General features: G+C 48.8%; 11 protein-coding genes. 4 read left to right on the top strand and 7 right to left on the bottom strand.

Annotated features, from left to right (window positions below; all coding sequences use genetic code 11):
• Position 1: 1 nt before the first annotated feature.
• The 4 genes from NDK19_RS07815 to NDK19_RS07800 all read right to left on the bottom strand — a co-directional run bounded on the left by NDK19_RS07815 (position 2) and on the right by NDK19_RS07800 (position 4,892).
• Positions 2-1,261 (bottom strand): TolC family protein, encoded by a 1,260-nt coding sequence (locus NDK19_RS07815; RefSeq protein ID WP_250631313.1) that lies wholly within the window; start codon positions 1,259-1,261, stop codon positions 2-4.
• A 52-nt stretch (positions 1,262-1,313) separates the two neighbouring features.
• The gene (locus NDK19_RS07810) at positions 1,314-2,678 is read right to left on the bottom strand and encodes a sensor histidine kinase (RefSeq protein WP_250631312.1); all 1,365 of its coding nucleotides are present in this window, start codon (positions 2,676-2,678) and stop codon (positions 1,314-1,316) included.
• A gap of 131 nt (positions 2,679-2,809) precedes the next feature.
• Positions 2,810-3,487 (bottom strand): response regulator transcription factor, encoded by a 678-nt coding sequence (locus NDK19_RS07805; RefSeq protein WP_250631311.1) that lies wholly within the window; start codon positions 3,485-3,487, stop codon positions 2,810-2,812.
• Between the two features lie 118 nt (positions 3,488-3,605).
• The gene (locus tag NDK19_RS07800) at positions 3,606-4,892 is read right to left on the bottom strand and encodes a Glu/Leu/Phe/Val family dehydrogenase (protein WP_250631310.1); all 1,287 of its coding nucleotides are present in this window, start codon (positions 4,890-4,892) and stop codon (positions 3,606-3,608) included.
• Positions 4,893-4,984: 92 nt separating this feature from the next.
• Between NDK19_RS07800 and NDK19_RS07795 the strand changes: the two genes are divergently transcribed.
• On the top strand, positions 4,985-6,406 hold the full coding sequence (locus NDK19_RS07795) for an arginine deiminase family protein (RefSeq protein ID WP_250631309.1): 1,422 nt from the start codon (positions 4,985-4,987) through the stop codon (positions 6,404-6,406).
• A 284-nt stretch (positions 6,407-6,690) separates the two neighbouring features.
• Complete coding sequence (locus tag NDK19_RS07790; RefSeq protein WP_250631308.1) at positions 6,691-8,406, top strand: PAS domain-containing protein; 1,716 nt, start codon at positions 6,691-6,693, stop codon at positions 8,404-8,406.
• Between the two features lie 54 nt (positions 8,407-8,460).
• Here NDK19_RS07790 and NDK19_RS07785 read toward each other — a convergent pair whose 3' ends face one another.
• The gene (locus NDK19_RS07785) at positions 8,461-8,967 is read right to left on the bottom strand and encodes a DUF2911 domain-containing protein (protein WP_250631307.1); all 507 of its coding nucleotides are present in this window, start codon (positions 8,965-8,967) and stop codon (positions 8,461-8,463) included.
• A gap of 66 nt (positions 8,968-9,033) precedes the next feature.
• On the opposite strand from NDK19_RS07785, the gene NDK19_RS07780 reads away from it, so the two are divergent.
• Entirely contained in the window at positions 9,034-9,531 is a 498-nt protein-coding gene (locus NDK19_RS07780) for a VOC family protein (protein ID WP_250631306.1), read from the top strand.
• 45 nt (positions 9,532-9,576) lie between these two features.
• Here the strand turns inward: NDK19_RS07780 and NDK19_RS07775 are convergent, their stop codons facing one another.
• Complete coding sequence (locus NDK19_RS07775) at positions 9,577-10,107, bottom strand: DUF2480 family protein (RefSeq protein ID WP_250631305.1); 531 nt, start codon at positions 10,105-10,107, stop codon at positions 9,577-9,579.
• A gap of 89 nt (positions 10,108-10,196) precedes the next feature.
• Here NDK19_RS07775 and NDK19_RS07770 point away from each other — a divergent pair, with 89 nt between their 5' ends.
• Entirely contained in the window at positions 10,197-11,351 is a 1,155-nt protein-coding gene (locus tag NDK19_RS07770) for a sigma-54-dependent transcriptional regulator (RefSeq protein WP_250631304.1), read from the top strand.
• Positions 11,352-11,431: 80 nt separating this feature from the next.
• Here NDK19_RS07770 and NDK19_RS07765 read toward each other — a convergent pair whose 3' ends face one another.
• Positions 11,432-14,581, bottom strand: coding sequence for a WD40/YVTN/BNR-like repeat-containing protein (locus NDK19_RS07765; protein ID WP_250631303.1), 3,150 nt, complete (start codon positions 14,579-14,581; stop codon positions 11,432-11,434).
• Between the last annotated feature and the right edge of the window lie 32 nt (positions 14,582-14,613).

Below are 14,613 nucleotides of genomic sequence, written 5' to 3'. Positions count from 1 at the left end.
ATCAATAAATGTCTTTTCCGGTAAGAAGATTGAGTTGTTCGGCAGAGGTTACTAATTGGATTTTGGTGCGCATCAGTTCGGAAAGCGCATCGTTGTACGACTCAAAAAAATCAATGAACTCAATAATGGATACGTTCCGCTTGCGGAAGTTATCGGTCATGCCTTGCAGGATGATTTCAAAGTCGGCGTTGTAGAGGCGCGAAGCCCTGTTGTATTCCGATATGGTTTGCCGATAGCTGTCGTAGGCGGTACGCAGGCGACTCATCATCTCATTTTCAAAGGCTTTTACCAACTGTTCGGTTTCCTGCAACTTGTAGCGGGCACTGCGAATATTGCCCTGATTGCGGTTGAACAGGGGAAGCTCTATGTTCAGCCCTACGTTGAGCTGGTCGTTAAAAGCACCGCCGCGCTGGTCGTAGTTGGCAAATAAATTGACATTCGGAACGGCTAATTTTTGCTGATACGCCAAGTATTGTTCGGCAAACGTTTTTTGTTGTTGCATCATCAGCCAATCGGGGCGTGAGTTGAGTGCTTCCTGTTGGAGTTGGCTCAAGGCAACATCTTTGATGTAGCCCGTAATTTCGCTTTCGGCAAACTCAAACCGAATGATTTTATCGGTTTGCAGCAGGGTTTGCAATTGCGCTTGCGTTTCGTAAAAATCCTGATAGAGGGCTGCACGGTCGTTGCCCAACTTCAAATAAGCACTTTTGAGGCGCACTACCTCTTTGAGCGGGATGTTGCCTTTGGCTGCCTGTTCGCCGTAGGTGTTCAGCAGGGTATCCAGCAGTGCCATTTGGCTGTTGTATTTGGCAAGGAGTATCCGCTGTTGCCCGGAAGCAAACAGTTGGGTATGCAGCCGAAATTTCAGTTCGCGGCTTAGCCGTTGCAGTTCAGTTTCGGCAATCAGGGCGTTGGTGCGTGCCAGTTGTATTTCGGCTTTTTTCTTGCCGCCCAACAAAATGAGTTGTTCTATCTGAAAGGCTTTTTGCCCTTCCGAACCTATGTCTGCCCATCGGCGGCGTTCGGGGTTAAAGGCGTTGAGGTCTGCCGTAAACACGGGATTGGGGTAAAGGCTTGCCTGCAACACCTGCGCCCGTTGCGCTTCCACATTGAGCGCGGCTGCCAACAGGTAATAGCTGCGCACCTGAAAGATGCTGTCAGCCTGTCGGAGGCTGACCCGAAGCGTATCTGCGGCATAGGCACAGCGAACCGACAAGCCGCCGACCGCAAGCAAAAAAATGATTTTTCCGATGTGCTTCATGCCTACAAAGCACATCCAAAAAACCTTAAAAATGCCTTAAAGCCGTTAAAGTTTAGCTTAAAGGCAGCAAAACCTGAAACGTGTTCATGCCTGCCTCATCTATCCGATAGCTGATAGTGCCGCCGTGCAGGGTGATGATTTTATGTGCCAATACCAAACCCAAGCCCAAGCCGCGCTTGCCGCGACTGTTAGCACCTCTGAAAAAATGCCGAAACAAAAAAGGCTGCTCGCCTTCGGCAATGACAGCCCCCTGATTCCGAAAGGTGAGGGAAATGCGGTTGCTGTCGGCGGCGGCAATTTCTACACCTACTTGTTGTTCGGGGCTGTACTGTGCCGCGTTGTAGAGCAGGTTGCGAAAAACGATGCTCAACAATCGCTTGCTTCCCCGAACGGACAAAACGTTTTCGCTGTCGGGGGCATAGTTTACAGCCATCAAAAACTTTGAAAACAGGGCTTTGACCTCTTCTGCAACATCAAAAAGCAACTCATCAATGCGCAAAGTTTCTACCGAAGGCAAACTGCCCCCCGCTTCGGACTTGGAGATAGCCAGCAACGCATCTATGATTTCACTCAAAACCTTCGTGTTTTCCTTTTGCTCTTGCAGCATGGCGCGCAGCATTTCAGGGGAGGTTTCTTTTTCCATCCGCTCAAAATTGGAAACCAAAATGCTGATGGGCGTTTTTAATTCGTGTGAAAGGTGGTGGATGAAGTGCTTTTGAAACAAAAAAGCCTCATTGGTGCGCTGCATCAAAAGTGCAAACTTATTTGCTAAAATGGCGATTTCGTCGTTTCCCGGCAGTGCAGATTGTTCCGGCGCCGACTGACCAATGGAATAAGCGGCGACCTGTTGGGTAATGGCAGTCAGCGGGCGCGTAATGCTGCGGGCAATCCAATAGGTTGTTGCCAACAGAACGGCAATAATGACAAAAAAAGCACTTATCAGCACATTGCGCAGGTAGTTGAGCTTTGAATAACCGAATCGGTCGTAGGCTTTGCTGATGCCGTAATAGGCTTTTTTGTCTTTTTCAATGTAGATGCCGATGACATCGTATTTGCCGTCTTTTTGTTCTACCCATGTTTGCTCGGCGGAGAGCTGCTGCAAGATTCTTTCCGGGTACGGAATCGGCGTATCGTCAATGCTGGTGTAAATCAGTTCTTTGTTCTTGTTGAAAATCAGCAACTTTTCGTCGTACAATTGGTGAATGGTGAGTTGGTCTAATGTTTCAATAAGTTCGTTGTCGGCTTTTTCTATTTCGGTGATAAAGCGCAAGGTAGTGGTTATTCGTTCCTTTTGTCGCTGCTGAAACTCTTCTTCGCGATAGTTGGCAAAAAGTTGATAGATAAAAAACAGCACTGCCCCGGCAAGCAAGGTAACGGAAGAAGAAACATACAACTGTATTTTATTGCGGATGTTCATTGCATGTCTAATTTAAAACGCGCTTTTAAATCTTTTACTGCTAAGCATTATGCCAAGCGCGCTAGGCGTTCTTCTGACGATTATTTTCTTTGCGAACTCTGCGGTAAAAAGGAATGTGTTAATTTGACACATTAATTACTTAAATAGTAGCCGTAGCCGGGTTTGGTGCGGATGGAGTTTTTGCCAAAGGGTTTGTCAATTTTATTTCGCAAAAAGTTGATATAGACTTCCACCGTGTTGGTGTTTACATCTACGGCGTGCCCCCAAATTGCCTCAATGAGTTCTTTTTTGGAGATGATTTCGCCCTGATTTTCAGCCAATTTAACCAATATTTGAAATTCGCGGGGGGTGAGCTCTATGCTTGTGCCTTGCCTGCTCACGGTTTTTGCCGCAAGGTCAATCAAAATATCGCCTGATGCCAGTATTTTGGCAAACGCCGGTGTTTTTTCACTGCGTTTCAACAGCGATTGTATCCGCAAGAGCAGTTCCCGGATGTAAAACGGTTTAGTTAAGTAGTCATCGGCGCCGCATTCAAAGCCCTGCACTTTGTCTTCCAATTCGCCGAAGGCTGTCAGCATCAGCACGGGGGTGGACTGGTTGTAACGCCGAAAATTTCGGCAGATGTCGTAGCCGTTTTTATCGGGCAGGTTGATGTCTAATATGATACAGTCGTAAATTTCCCTTTGCAGCAGTTTTTCGGCAATAGCCCCCTGATAGGCTACCTCTACCTGCCATTCGGCATCGGTAAGGGCATCCTTGATGTTTCTGCTGAGCGTAAAGTCGTCTTCTATGAGCAATATTTTTTTCAATGCTTTGGGCAACAAGGGTTGAGCATATGCTGATTAACGGAAAAAACCCTAAAAGTTTTCAGGCTTTTAGGGTTTTTTAGCCAGCCTGCAAAAGGCTGTGCCACTATTGCATAGCATCTTAATAACCGCCGCGGTATTTGTAAGTTTCGGCTACTTTGGCAATAGCCACCACGTAAGCTGCCAAACGCAGTGAAATATTGTGCTTCTGTGCGGTTTTGTAAACGCGCTCAAAAGCGTCTTTCATGGCACGGTCAGTACGGCGGTTGATGCGGTCAAGCGGCCACTTGTAACCGATGCGGTTTTGTACCCATTCAAAGTAAGAAACCGTTACACCGCCGGCATTTGCCAAAATATCGGGCACAACGGAAACATCGTTGTTGTATAAGGTGCTGTCTGCTTTGGCAGAAGTTGGGCCGTTAGCGCCTTCTACAATCAGTTTTGCGCGGATTTTTGCCGCGTTTTCCTGTGTGATAACGTCTTCCTTGGCGGCGGGAATCAGTACATCCACTTTTGCTTCCAACAACTCGGCGTTGGTAATCAGGTCGCCGCCGTCAAAGCCTTGCAGGATGCCGTTGTTTTTGTTTTTATACTCAATGGCTTTTTGAATATCAATGCCTTTGTCGTTCCAGTAAGCGGCTGTGTGGTCGCTGATGCCACAGATTTTTGAGCCGCGCTCTTCCATCAGAATGGCGGCGTGTGAGCCTACGTTACCGAAGCCTTGCACGGCACAGGTAGATTTGGCAGGGTTCAGTTTCAGTTTTTCCATGGCAGCAAGTGCTGTTACCATTACGCCGCGTCCCGTAGCTTCGGTGCGTCCCAACGAACCGCCCAAAACCAAGGGTTTGCCTGTTACCACGGCAGGTTCGGTTTTGCCTTGTGCCTTAGAGTATTCGTCCATTAACCAAGCCATTTCGCGCTGGCCTGTGCCCATGTCCGGTGCAGGGATGTCTTTATCAGGCCCGAAAACATCTACCAGTGCAGAAGTATAGGCACGGGTGAGGCGTTCCAGTTCGCCGGCCGACATGCTGCGCGGGTCGCAGATGATACCGCCTTTACCACCGCCGTAAGGAATATCCACAACGGCGCATTTCCAAGTCATCCATGCGGCAAGGGCTTTTACCTCGTCTAAGTTTACCCCTAAATCGTAGCGGATACCGCCTTTGGCAGGGCCAAGGATATTGGAGTGAATTACGCGATAGCCTTCAAAAACTTTTATTTTGCCGTTGTCCATCGTTACAGGCAATGAAACAATTACCTGACGGTGCGGACGTTTCAAAACCTCATACGTTTCATCATCTAACCCAAGAATGTTGGCCGCATCGTTGAAGCGGGACATCATGGATTCAAACGGATTCTCTTTGTCCTTAATCGGTGCAGGCTCTATGTACTGCGATTGATTAGCCATAACAACTGTTGATTTATTGGAATTGGTGCGGCAAATGTAGAAATATTAGTTGTGATTTGCCAAATTGCCGCTGAAATGAAGATGTTTGATTTATGATTCATGTAAACTCTGAAATCGGCACACTGCGCCGACTCATTATCCACAGCCCCGACAGTGGTTTGGGAAAGGTCGTTCCTTCAAAAGCACAGGATTGGCTTTTTGAAGACATCGTTCACCTGAAAACCATGCGCCGCGATGAGTATGACTACTATGTGAAAACGCTGTTGTACTTTTTAGACCCCGAAAAGGTGCGCGGCAAGTTGGCTGAAATTGACGACCCGCGTAAACATCGTGCATTTTATAAACCCGACGACCCGCATTTTCACGCCTCCGACAAGGTGATGGACATTGAATACCTGCTGGGCGATATTCTGGCGGATGCAGATATCCGACGCGAGTTGGTCGCATCTATTGCCGCGTTAGAACAATGTTCTTTTGCTTTGCAAAACGAACTGCTGCAATTAGAGCCGCGATTGTTGGCAAAAACCATTATTTCGGGTGCGTTGCCCAACGAAAAAATGATTTTTGCGCCTGTTCCTAATTTTATCTTCACGCGCGATATCGGCATCACCATTAACAACCATATTTTGCTGAACCGTCCGGCCAAAGAAGCCCGCCGCCGCGAGTCGTTCATTGCCCGCTATGTGTTTTACTACCATCCGGCATTTGAAAGCATCCGCAAAAACATTATTGAAATCCCTGATGATGAGCAATTTTTCCTGCTGGACGGCATAGAGCGCGAAAATCGTCAGGTTACGCTGGAAGGCGGCGATATTATGATGGTTGCCCCGAACCATCTGCTGGTCGGTATCAGCGAGAGGACAAGCGCACACGCTGTCAATAAAATTATTCAGGCGCTGTTCAGTCGCAATGTGTTGCAGAAAGTTACTGTTATTCGCATACCTGCCAAACGCGATTTTATGCACATTGATACGGTTTTCACGCAGGTGAAACGCAACATGTGGGTGCTGTACGGCAAATTTTCCAAGCGGAATCTGGAAGAAAAGGATTTATTGGAAAAATTTTACAAAAAAGGCGATGAAAATAAGCTGAAAATCGTGCAGTACGTAAAAGACAGCACACACCCGCATGAGTTTGACAACATGGAAGACCTGCTGGACGACATCAGCCGCAACGATTTGCACGCCACCGAGCCTACGCAATTTATCTATTCGGGCGATTATGAGTTTCCGTACAGCCTGCGCGAGCAGTGGACAGACTCCTGCAACCTGCTGGCACTGAAAGACGGGGTTGTTATTGGCTACGACCGCAACGACAAAACCGCCGAGGCCTTTGCCAAGCACGGTTTCCGCATCATCAAGGCTGCCGATTTGTTGCAACAATTTGAAAGCGGCACACTGTCGCCCGAAACCATCACCGATACGCTGATTATGCTGCCTTCGGCCGAGCTGTCCCGCGCCCGCGGCGGTTCGCACTGTATGAGTATGCCGCTGCTGCGCGACAGCGTGTTGTAAGTAAATAATACTTGATGTTGTTTTTTTTGAGCACGGATGACGCAATTTGTATATTTTTGCTTGTAAAAATATCTAAATTGGCGTTCATTCGTGTTATCCGCCATAATACGCAGCTCGTGCAACGCGCTTTTGTATTTAAATCTGCTCACTCACCGATTCAACCATTACAACAGGCAGTCTTCGCAAGTAAAAATGCGATTGCCTGTTGTTTCTTTTTGCCGAAAATAAGTACATTTGAACAGAAGCTATCAACCCTTATACAACCTGCTTAACTTTTTGGCCTCATGAGCGAGGATGATATAGCCGCACTGTTGCCGCACTGTTTGAAAAGTTCGGAAACTTACTCCCTGATTATCACAGACTTAGAGGGGAATTATATTTTTGTGAACGAGGTTTTCAGGAAGCGTTTTTCGTTTATCACAGAAAATTTTATCGGGAAGCCTGCTTTTATTGCCATCTATCCCGAAGACCACGCTGTTTGTGCCAAAGCCGTAGAGCAATGCTTGGCTAATCCCGAAAAAATTGTCAAGGTAGATTTGCGCAAGCCCGATACTTCGCAGACCGATTTTTATTGGACATCGTGGGAATTTTCCGTTTTTAGAAACAAAGAGAATGTGCCCGTAGGCATCCTCTGTTTAGGCTATGACATCACCGAAACCGAAAGAGCAAGCCGACAGGCCAAAGCATTTGCACAAAAAGTAGATACCATTATTGAAGAAATCACGGACGGCTTCTATCAGTTAGACAATCAATGGCGATTTACACGCATCAACAAAGTGGCTGAAAAAATCTTGGGCATACCGCGCGAAAAGTTACTGGGCAAATGCTTGTGGGATTTGTTTCCCGATACCCCCGATTACAACTATCCCACACAGTTTCGCAAAGCCATGCAAGACGGTATCAGCACCACTTTTGAGGATTACCGTCCCGATTTAGACAAGTGGTTCAGTGCCATTGTTTACCCTTCTACCGAAGGTTTGACCGTATTTTTCAGGGATATTACGCAGGAAAAGAAAAACATTCGCCAATTGGAGCAGCAGGAGTTTATGCTGCGGGCAATCTACAACAGCACTACCGAAGCAAGTACTTTTATTGATACCGAACTAACGATTCGCTACAATAACCATGTGGCACAACAAGTTACCCAAGAGGTTTTCGGCAAAGCTGCCCAAGCAGGTGATTATTCGCTGGACTATGTATTGCCCGAATACAGAGAGGAGTTCAAAAACTTTTACCACCGCGTATTGCAGGGCGAAAGTATCGTGCTGGAACGAACGGACGGGCCTAAGTGGTGGCGATTTTCTCTGCTGCCTGTTTATGATGAGCAACGGCATGTCATAGGCATTGCGCATAACGTACAGGATGTTACCGAGCGGAAAGAACGGGAGTGTAATTTGGCAGAAAGTCGCCAACAACTGCAAAAAACCATTGAGGCCATTCCTCATCCGCTGCTGATTGTGGATGAAAACATTACTATCCAATATGTAAACAGCGAATTTGAAAAAGTTTTCGGCTACGAGGCAGACGAAGTGCTGGACAGAGCCATTGATTTCCTGATTCCCGAAAGGTTCAGGAGCGGCCACAATCAGTTGCACAGGAGGTACATGGAAGAAGGCGGCAAATCCATCCGCATGGGCAGATTTTTGGCAGCGCTCACCAAAGACGGCCGAGAAATCGTGATTGATGCAAGCCTGAACTCTTTCACCTCCAATAATCGGCGATATGCCATTGTGATTTTACAAGACGTAACCGAGCAGAAACAACATCAGGATACCATTATTCAACAGAACAAAATCCTGCAAGACATCGCTTGGCAACAGTCGCACGATTTGCGCCGCCCCGTTGCCAATATTTTGGGGCTATGCGACTTGCTGAACAACTACCCCAATCAAACAGAAGCAGACAAACGGCTGTATGTCAATTATCTGAACGTTGCGGCGCAAGAGTTAGATAAAATTATCCACAAAATTGTTGATGCAACCAATTCCCTTGAAAATTAAAACGGACACTGCGAACATATCGGCAGTGCCCGTTTTTAAGCAATCGGCAAAGGCTTATTTTACCTGAAAACTTACCCGCATTTTTTCCCACAACAGGCTGACAACGCCGTCTTTATTAATGTCAAAAGTCATGGCCTCAAAATGCTCATCGGCAGTGGCAGGTTTTACTTTTACGCGCAGCACGTCTTCGGCTTCTTTGTAGTCGTAAGCACCCCATTGGTCGTGTTTGCTGTTGAAAATGATTGTCCACTCATTTTCGCCGGGGATGGTAAACAGGGCATACTTGCCTTTGGCTAATTTCTTACCTTCAATGGTAACGTCTTGGCTTACTTCAAAGGTTGTGGCCTTGTTGGCTCCCGTGCGCCACACTTGCCCGTATGGCACGAGTCCGCCCCAAATTTTGCGACCTTTCACGGAAGGCTGAGAATAATTAATCGTAATTATTGCATTGCCGACTTTTTCGGATACCGAAGCCGCAGGGCTTGCAGGTTGCTTGTCTTGTGCCTGAGCAGCAAAGCTCATCAGCAGGCACAGAAAGAAAAATACAACTGTGTTTTTCATGGTGTGAAGGATTGATTTCAGGGTAAATCTACTACATTGCCACTTGTACATGAAGCATGTAGAGCGATGAAGCAGTCAATCAGCATACTTATCCTGTGTTTTTTAACTTTTTTTGACGCAATGGGGCAGGAAAAAAGCGTTTGTTGCGATGCGCCCGCGCCTGTGGCAAGCGGTATGATACCTCAACTGACGGTCAAAAATTTGGCACAAACAGTTGATTTTTACAGCCGAGTATTGGGATTTGAGGTGCTGCAATCGGTACGGCAAAGCGACGAGCTCTCCTACGTTTTGCTCAAATCGGGGAGTGTATTGCTGGCATTTCAGTTGGAAAGTTACCTGAAAGACAAATATCCGCAACTCAAAGCGTGGAAAGCCGGCAAAGGTTCGGCGCTCATCATAGAAACATCCGCCATCAATCGGTTTTACGAACGGATAAAAGGGCGGGCAGAAGTTATCAGCAACTTAACCGTTACTTTTTTCGGTGCGCAGGAGTTTGTGATAACCGACCCCGAAGGCTATGTGCTGATTTTCCGCTCGGCTGAAAATCCTGCGGGAGATAAGTGAGCCCGAAAACCTGCATTTCGGATGGGACGCCCTGATGTGTTTACTTTACGATTTTTTGCGTTTGTAGATGGGCACGGTGCTGCATGGTTCGCCGTACATCAATGAGGCAACAACGGGCTGCAACTTGCGGCTAATTTCTACATAGGCGGAAAGCGGCACGGGATATTTGCTGCATCCTTTCACCACTACTTTGGCCTCGCGGTAGTCCTCGGGGTTGATGGCTGCCAGTGCATCGCGGAAAAGCGCATCTTCTAAGTCATCAAGTGTTCCAAAAACCACCATGTGCGCATGTGGTGCCAAGTGTACCGCCAGCAGCATGTAAGCCCACGAGGGTACGATGGCATCTGCCGTACAGGTTACGGCTACATTTTTGCCCGCATATTGCGTCCAGTCGTGCGTTTTCAGGAACTCGCGAAAGTCTTTTTCGCGCAGCAGCAACTCCTCAAACAGATTCTGCTTTAGGTCATATACAACGCGCTCGCCCGGGTGGTAGAAATCTTCTAAATCTATGGTAATCAGGCCGCTGTTGGCTACGCGGTTGATGATAATATCGTTTGAAGGGCTTGTTATCTCCATAAGAACAAACGGTTGCTTGTTTGCAAAATTCATAAAATCGCCGCAAATTTCTGTTTTAATGCAGCAAGTACACTAACAACCACTCCGATATGCCAAAGGTTCTGATTATTGACGATGAAAAAAGCATCCGCTATTCGCTGCGGGAGATTCTGGAATATGAAAAATATGAGGTAGATGAAGCCAAAGACGGTGAAGAAGGGCTGGAAAAGCTCAAAGCCCAAGATTTTGACATCTGCCTTTGCGATATAAAAATGCCTAAAATGGATGGTATTGAGGTGCTGGAAAAAGCAATGGAATTAGGCAAGAATACACAATTTATCATGATTTCGGCACACGGCTCTATTGAAACCGCCGTGGAGGCTACCAAAAAAGGTGCTTACGATTTTATTTCCAAACCGCCCGATTTGAACCGTCTGTTGGTAACGCTCCGCAATGCGTTGGATAAATCTTCGCTGGTAGAGGAAACCCGCGTATTGCGCAAAAAAATTATCAATAAAGGCAGCCAGATGATTGGAGAGTCGGAGGCGCTGCGCCATGTGAAAGAGATGATTGCCAAAGTAGCACCTACCGATGCCCGCGTACTGATTACAGGCTCCAACGGTTCGGGCAAAGAATTGGTTGCAAAGGCCATACATGCCCTCAGCAACCGCGCCGAAGGCCCGCTGGTAGAGGTAAACTGCGCCGCCATTCCATCAGAACTGATTGAAAGTGAGTTGTTTGGCCACGAAAAAGGCTCTTTTACTTCTGCCGTGAAGCAACGCATCGGCAAGTTTGAATTGGCCAACGGCGGCACGCTGTTCCTTGACGAAATCGGCGATATGAGCCTTTCGGCACAGGCAAAAGTGCTGCGCGCTTTGCAGGAAAACAAAATATCCCGTGTCGGTGGCGACAAGGAAATCAAAGTGAACGTGCGGGTGCTGGCCGCAACCAACAAAGATTTGAAAGAGGAAATTAAACAGGGGCGTTTCCGTGAAGACTTGTACCATCGCCTCAGCGTAATTGTGATTCACGTGCCGCCGCTGAAAGACCGCAAGGAGGACATCCCCTTGCTGGCCGAGCACTTTTTGCAGGACATCGCCGATGACTACGGCGCAGCCAAAAAGACCATCACTCCCGAAGCAATGGAAGTTCTTAAAAGCTACGAATGGACGGGCAACATCCGCGAATTGCGCAACGTGATTGAACGCTTGGTAATTATGAGCGGCACAGAAATTACGGCAGATGATGTGCGCAAGTATGTGTAGGGAATAGGATGAATTGATATACAAACCCCCTGACAGTTTTCAAAGCCTGTCAGGGGGGGTACTTCTCTTCTGCGTGCCTGTTACGGCAGCACAATGGCATCCAGATTTTTCGCTTTGATGGCCTCATTGAGCTTAGGCAACTCATTGCTGAAAATGGCTTTCAGTTTTGCCAGTTCCGCATCAATTTTGGCTGTGATGTCATTTTTAACCGTTATCGCTTGGTCGGTGGGGCGGAAGTTGCCCGAACCTACTACCCCTGCCAAATCGCTCAGTTTGTTATTGAGGCGAATCGGGAAGTTGAGCGGGTCTTGTCCGCTGCGGTTTTTGGTTTGATAAAGAGCTTCCTCTATTTCGGTCATTTGCTTCTGTGTGCGGCCGATTTGGTCAAGCAAATCTTTGTCTTTGGTTCTGTCTAAGCGTTTGGTGTAGGCATTGAGTTGCTCACGCATGGCGCGGATGTTCTTAATGGCTTTGTGCGTTTCGGTCAGTTTGTCGCGCACTTCGGTGAGGAAAGTAAACTGTGCCTGCAAATCTTCCTGTGTGGCTTTGGAGCGCGGGTCTTTGCGGATTTCAAACGCCTGCACGGCAGAATCTTTACCGACTTTCAGTTTGACAAAGTAGTTGCCGGGGACAGCCAGCGGCCCTTGCAAGCCGCCACCCCACAAAATCAGCCCGTCAAAACCTTCGGCATCGGGGTAGCGCATGTTCCAGAAGAAACGGTTGCCGCCTGCTTGTGCCTCTAATTGCTCGCGGCGTTCTTTGGCATTGCTTGCATAGCGCTTAATCAGTTTTTGGTCTTTGTCCATAAATTCCAGCGTTACCACATTGGCCGAATCGGGCGCATTTTTCAGGAAAAACTGCACCATGACGCCGCTGTTCAGGTTTTCGCCGTGCAGTTTGGGGTCTCTGCCGCCGTTGCCGCCACCTACGCGGTAGGCAGGGCGCGGCTGATACAACTCAAACGATTTTTGGGCAGTGGCAGGTTGCCAGTTGCGGAGTGGTGTCAGGTCGTCAATGAGCCAGAGGCTGCGGCCTTGCGTAGCTGCAATCAGGTCGCCGTCTTTGATGGTCAGGTCGGTAATGGGTACGATGGGCAGGTTGAATTGCAGACTTTGCCAGTTGGCGCCGTCATCAAAAGAAATGTAGATGCCGCTTTCCGTTCCGGCAAAGAGCAAGCCCTTGCGCACGGGGTCGGCACGCAGCACGCGGGTGAAGTGGTCTTTTTTGATGCCGTTGGTAATTTTTTTCCAGGTTTTACCGTAGTCGGTGGTTACGAACAGGTAGGGCTGAAAGTCATCCATTTTGTAGCGCGTGCCTGCCACATAAGCACCGCCTTTCACAAAAGGGTGCGGCTCAATGCTATTAATCATCATCCATTCGGGCATAATGGAGGCGGGGGGCGTTACGTTTTCCCAGTTTTTGCCACCGTCGCGGCTGAGGTGAATCAGGCCGTCGTCGCTGCCTGCCCAGAGCAGGTCTTTTTCATAAGGCGACTCACAGGCGGCAAAGATGGTGCAGTAGTATTCTACGCCTGTGTTGTCTTTGGTGATAGGCCCGCCTGATGCCTTCATTCGGTCGGCTACGTTGCGTGTCAGGTCAGGACTAATCATCTGCCAACTTTGACCTTCGTTAGTGGTTTTGAACAGGTGGTTGCCTGCCGCATAGAGCGTATTGGGGTCATGCGGGGAGTAGAAAATCGGGAAGTTCCACTGGAAGCGGTATTTCATGCCTTCTGCGCCGCTGCCCATGGGGTTTTCGGGGTACACGTTCACATTGCGCGATTCGCCCGTGCTGTGGTCTAAGCGCTCCAAAAAGCCGCCATAAGAGCCGCCAAACACGATGTCATTGTTTTGCGGATTAACGGCAATGTGTCCGCTTTCGCCGCCTGCGGTTTCTTCCCAGTCTTTTTCGGTGATGCCGCCGTTGCCAAAGCTGCGATGCGCAATGCGCAGCGTAGAGTTGTCCTGCTGTGCAACATAGATGCGGTAAGGGAAGTGGTTATCGGTTACAACGCGGTAGAACTGTGCAGTCGGTTGGTTGTGGTAGGTCGTCCAGTTGGTGCCGCCGTCTTGGCTCACCTGTGCGCCGCCATCATCGCCAATAATCATGCTTTGGTTATTGACAGATGAAATCCAGAGGTCGTGGTGGTCGCCGTGGGGAGCGTTGAACGATTGGAAGGTGCGTCCGCCGTCTTTGCTGCGGTGATAGCTCACGTTCAGCACATATACCATGTCTTCGTTTTGCGTATCGGCATAAATGCGGGTATAGTACCATGCACGCTGGCGCAGGGCACGGTCTTCATTGGTTTTCATCCATGTTTCGCCGCCGTCGTCGGAGCGGAAAACACCACCGTCGGCTGCCTCTATGAGCGCCCATACGCGGTTGGAGTTTTTCGGAGAAACCGTAACCCCGATAATGCCCAGTGTGCCTTTGGGCAGGCCTTTACTGCCCGAAATATTTTTCCAAGTATCGCCGCCGTCAGTGCTTTTCCAGAGGGCAGAGCCTTCGCCGCCGCTTTCTAAGCTGTAAGGTGTGCGGATTACGCGCCATGTGCTGGCGTAAATCACTCGCGGATTGTTAGGGTCTAAAATCAAGTCCACCGCGCCTGCCTGATTGTTGGCAAACAGGATGCGCTCCCACGTTTTGCCGCCGTCTTTGCTGCGGTAAACGCCGCGCTGCTCATGCGGGCCGAACAGATGCCCCATCACTGCCACATACACCAAATCGGGGTTTTTAGGATGTACGCGGATTCGCCCGATGTGTCGGCTGTCTTCCAAGCCGATGGACTGCCATGTTTTGCCTGCGTCCATGCTTTTCCACATGCCGTAGCCGTGAGATACGTTGCCGCGCACGGTTTTTTCGCCACCGCCTACGTAAATCACGTTCGGGTCAGATTCTGCCACCGCAATAGCACCGATAGAGCCGCCAAAAAATCCGTCGGAAATGTTTGTCCAACTGTTGCCGCCGTCAGTGGTTTTCCATACGCCGCCGCCGGTAGCACCCATGTAAAACAAATTCGGCTGGCCGTTTACACCCGTTACGGCGCAGGAGCGCCCACCGCGAAAAGGCCCGATACTGCGCCAGTAAACAAATTTTTCGGGCAGAGAGTAGCCGGCGGCTGTTGTTGCCGCTTCTGCGGAACGGTTGCTGCGCTGTGCCCAAACATTCAAGCTGCCGCCTGCTATCAGCAGAAGCATGAGCAGCCTCAGGTAGTAATGTAGTGTTTTCATTTGCGTGTAACATTTCAATCCGGCTGTTAATT

The organism is Rhodoflexus caldus (assembly GCF_021206925.1).
In the GTDB taxonomy this organism is placed as follows: domain Bacteria; phylum Bacteroidota; class Bacteroidia; order Cytophagales; family Thermoflexibacteraceae; genus Rhodoflexus; species Rhodoflexus caldus.
Note: the sequence above shows the minus strand (reverse complement) of the source record. Positions and strands in the feature narration are given on the sequence as shown.

What these genes read in the sequence shown, in the direction of transcription:
- NDK19_RS07815 (WP_250631313.1), bottom strand. Translation starts at nt 1,261, where the DNA reads ATGAAGCACATCGGAAAAATCATTTTTTTGCTTGCGGTCGGCGGCTTG.
- NDK19_RS07810 (WP_250631312.1), bottom strand. Translation starts at nt 2,678, where the DNA reads ATGAACATCCGCAATAAAATACAGTTGTATGTTTCTTCTTCCGTTACC.
- NDK19_RS07800 (WP_250631310.1), bottom strand. Translation starts at nt 4,892, where the DNA reads ATGGCTAATCAATCGCAGTACATAGAGCCTGCACCGATTAAGGACAAA.
- NDK19_RS07795 (WP_250631309.1), top strand. Translation starts at nt 4,985, where the DNA reads ATGATTCATGTAAACTCTGAAATCGGCACACTGCGCCGACTCATTATC.
- NDK19_RS07790 (WP_250631308.1), top strand. Translation starts at nt 6,691, where the DNA reads ATGAGCGAGGATGATATAGCCGCACTGTTGCCGCACTGTTTGAAAAGT.
- NDK19_RS07785 (WP_250631307.1), bottom strand. Translation starts at nt 8,967, where the DNA reads ATGAAAAACACAGTTGTATTTTTCTTTCTGTGCCTGCTGATGAGCTTT.
- NDK19_RS07780 (WP_250631306.1), top strand. Translation starts at nt 9,034, where the DNA reads ATGAAGCAGTCAATCAGCATACTTATCCTGTGTTTTTTAACTTTTTTT.
- NDK19_RS07775 (WP_250631305.1), bottom strand. Translation starts at nt 10,107, where the DNA reads ATGGAGATAACAAGCCCTTCAAACGATATTATCATCAACCGCGTAGCC.
- NDK19_RS07770 (WP_250631304.1), top strand. Translation starts at nt 10,197, where the DNA reads ATGCCAAAGGTTCTGATTATTGACGATGAAAAAAGCATCCGCTATTCG.
- NDK19_RS07765 (WP_250631303.1), bottom strand. Translation starts at nt 14,581, where the DNA reads ATGAAAACACTACATTACTACCTGAGGCTGCTCATGCTTCTGCTGATA.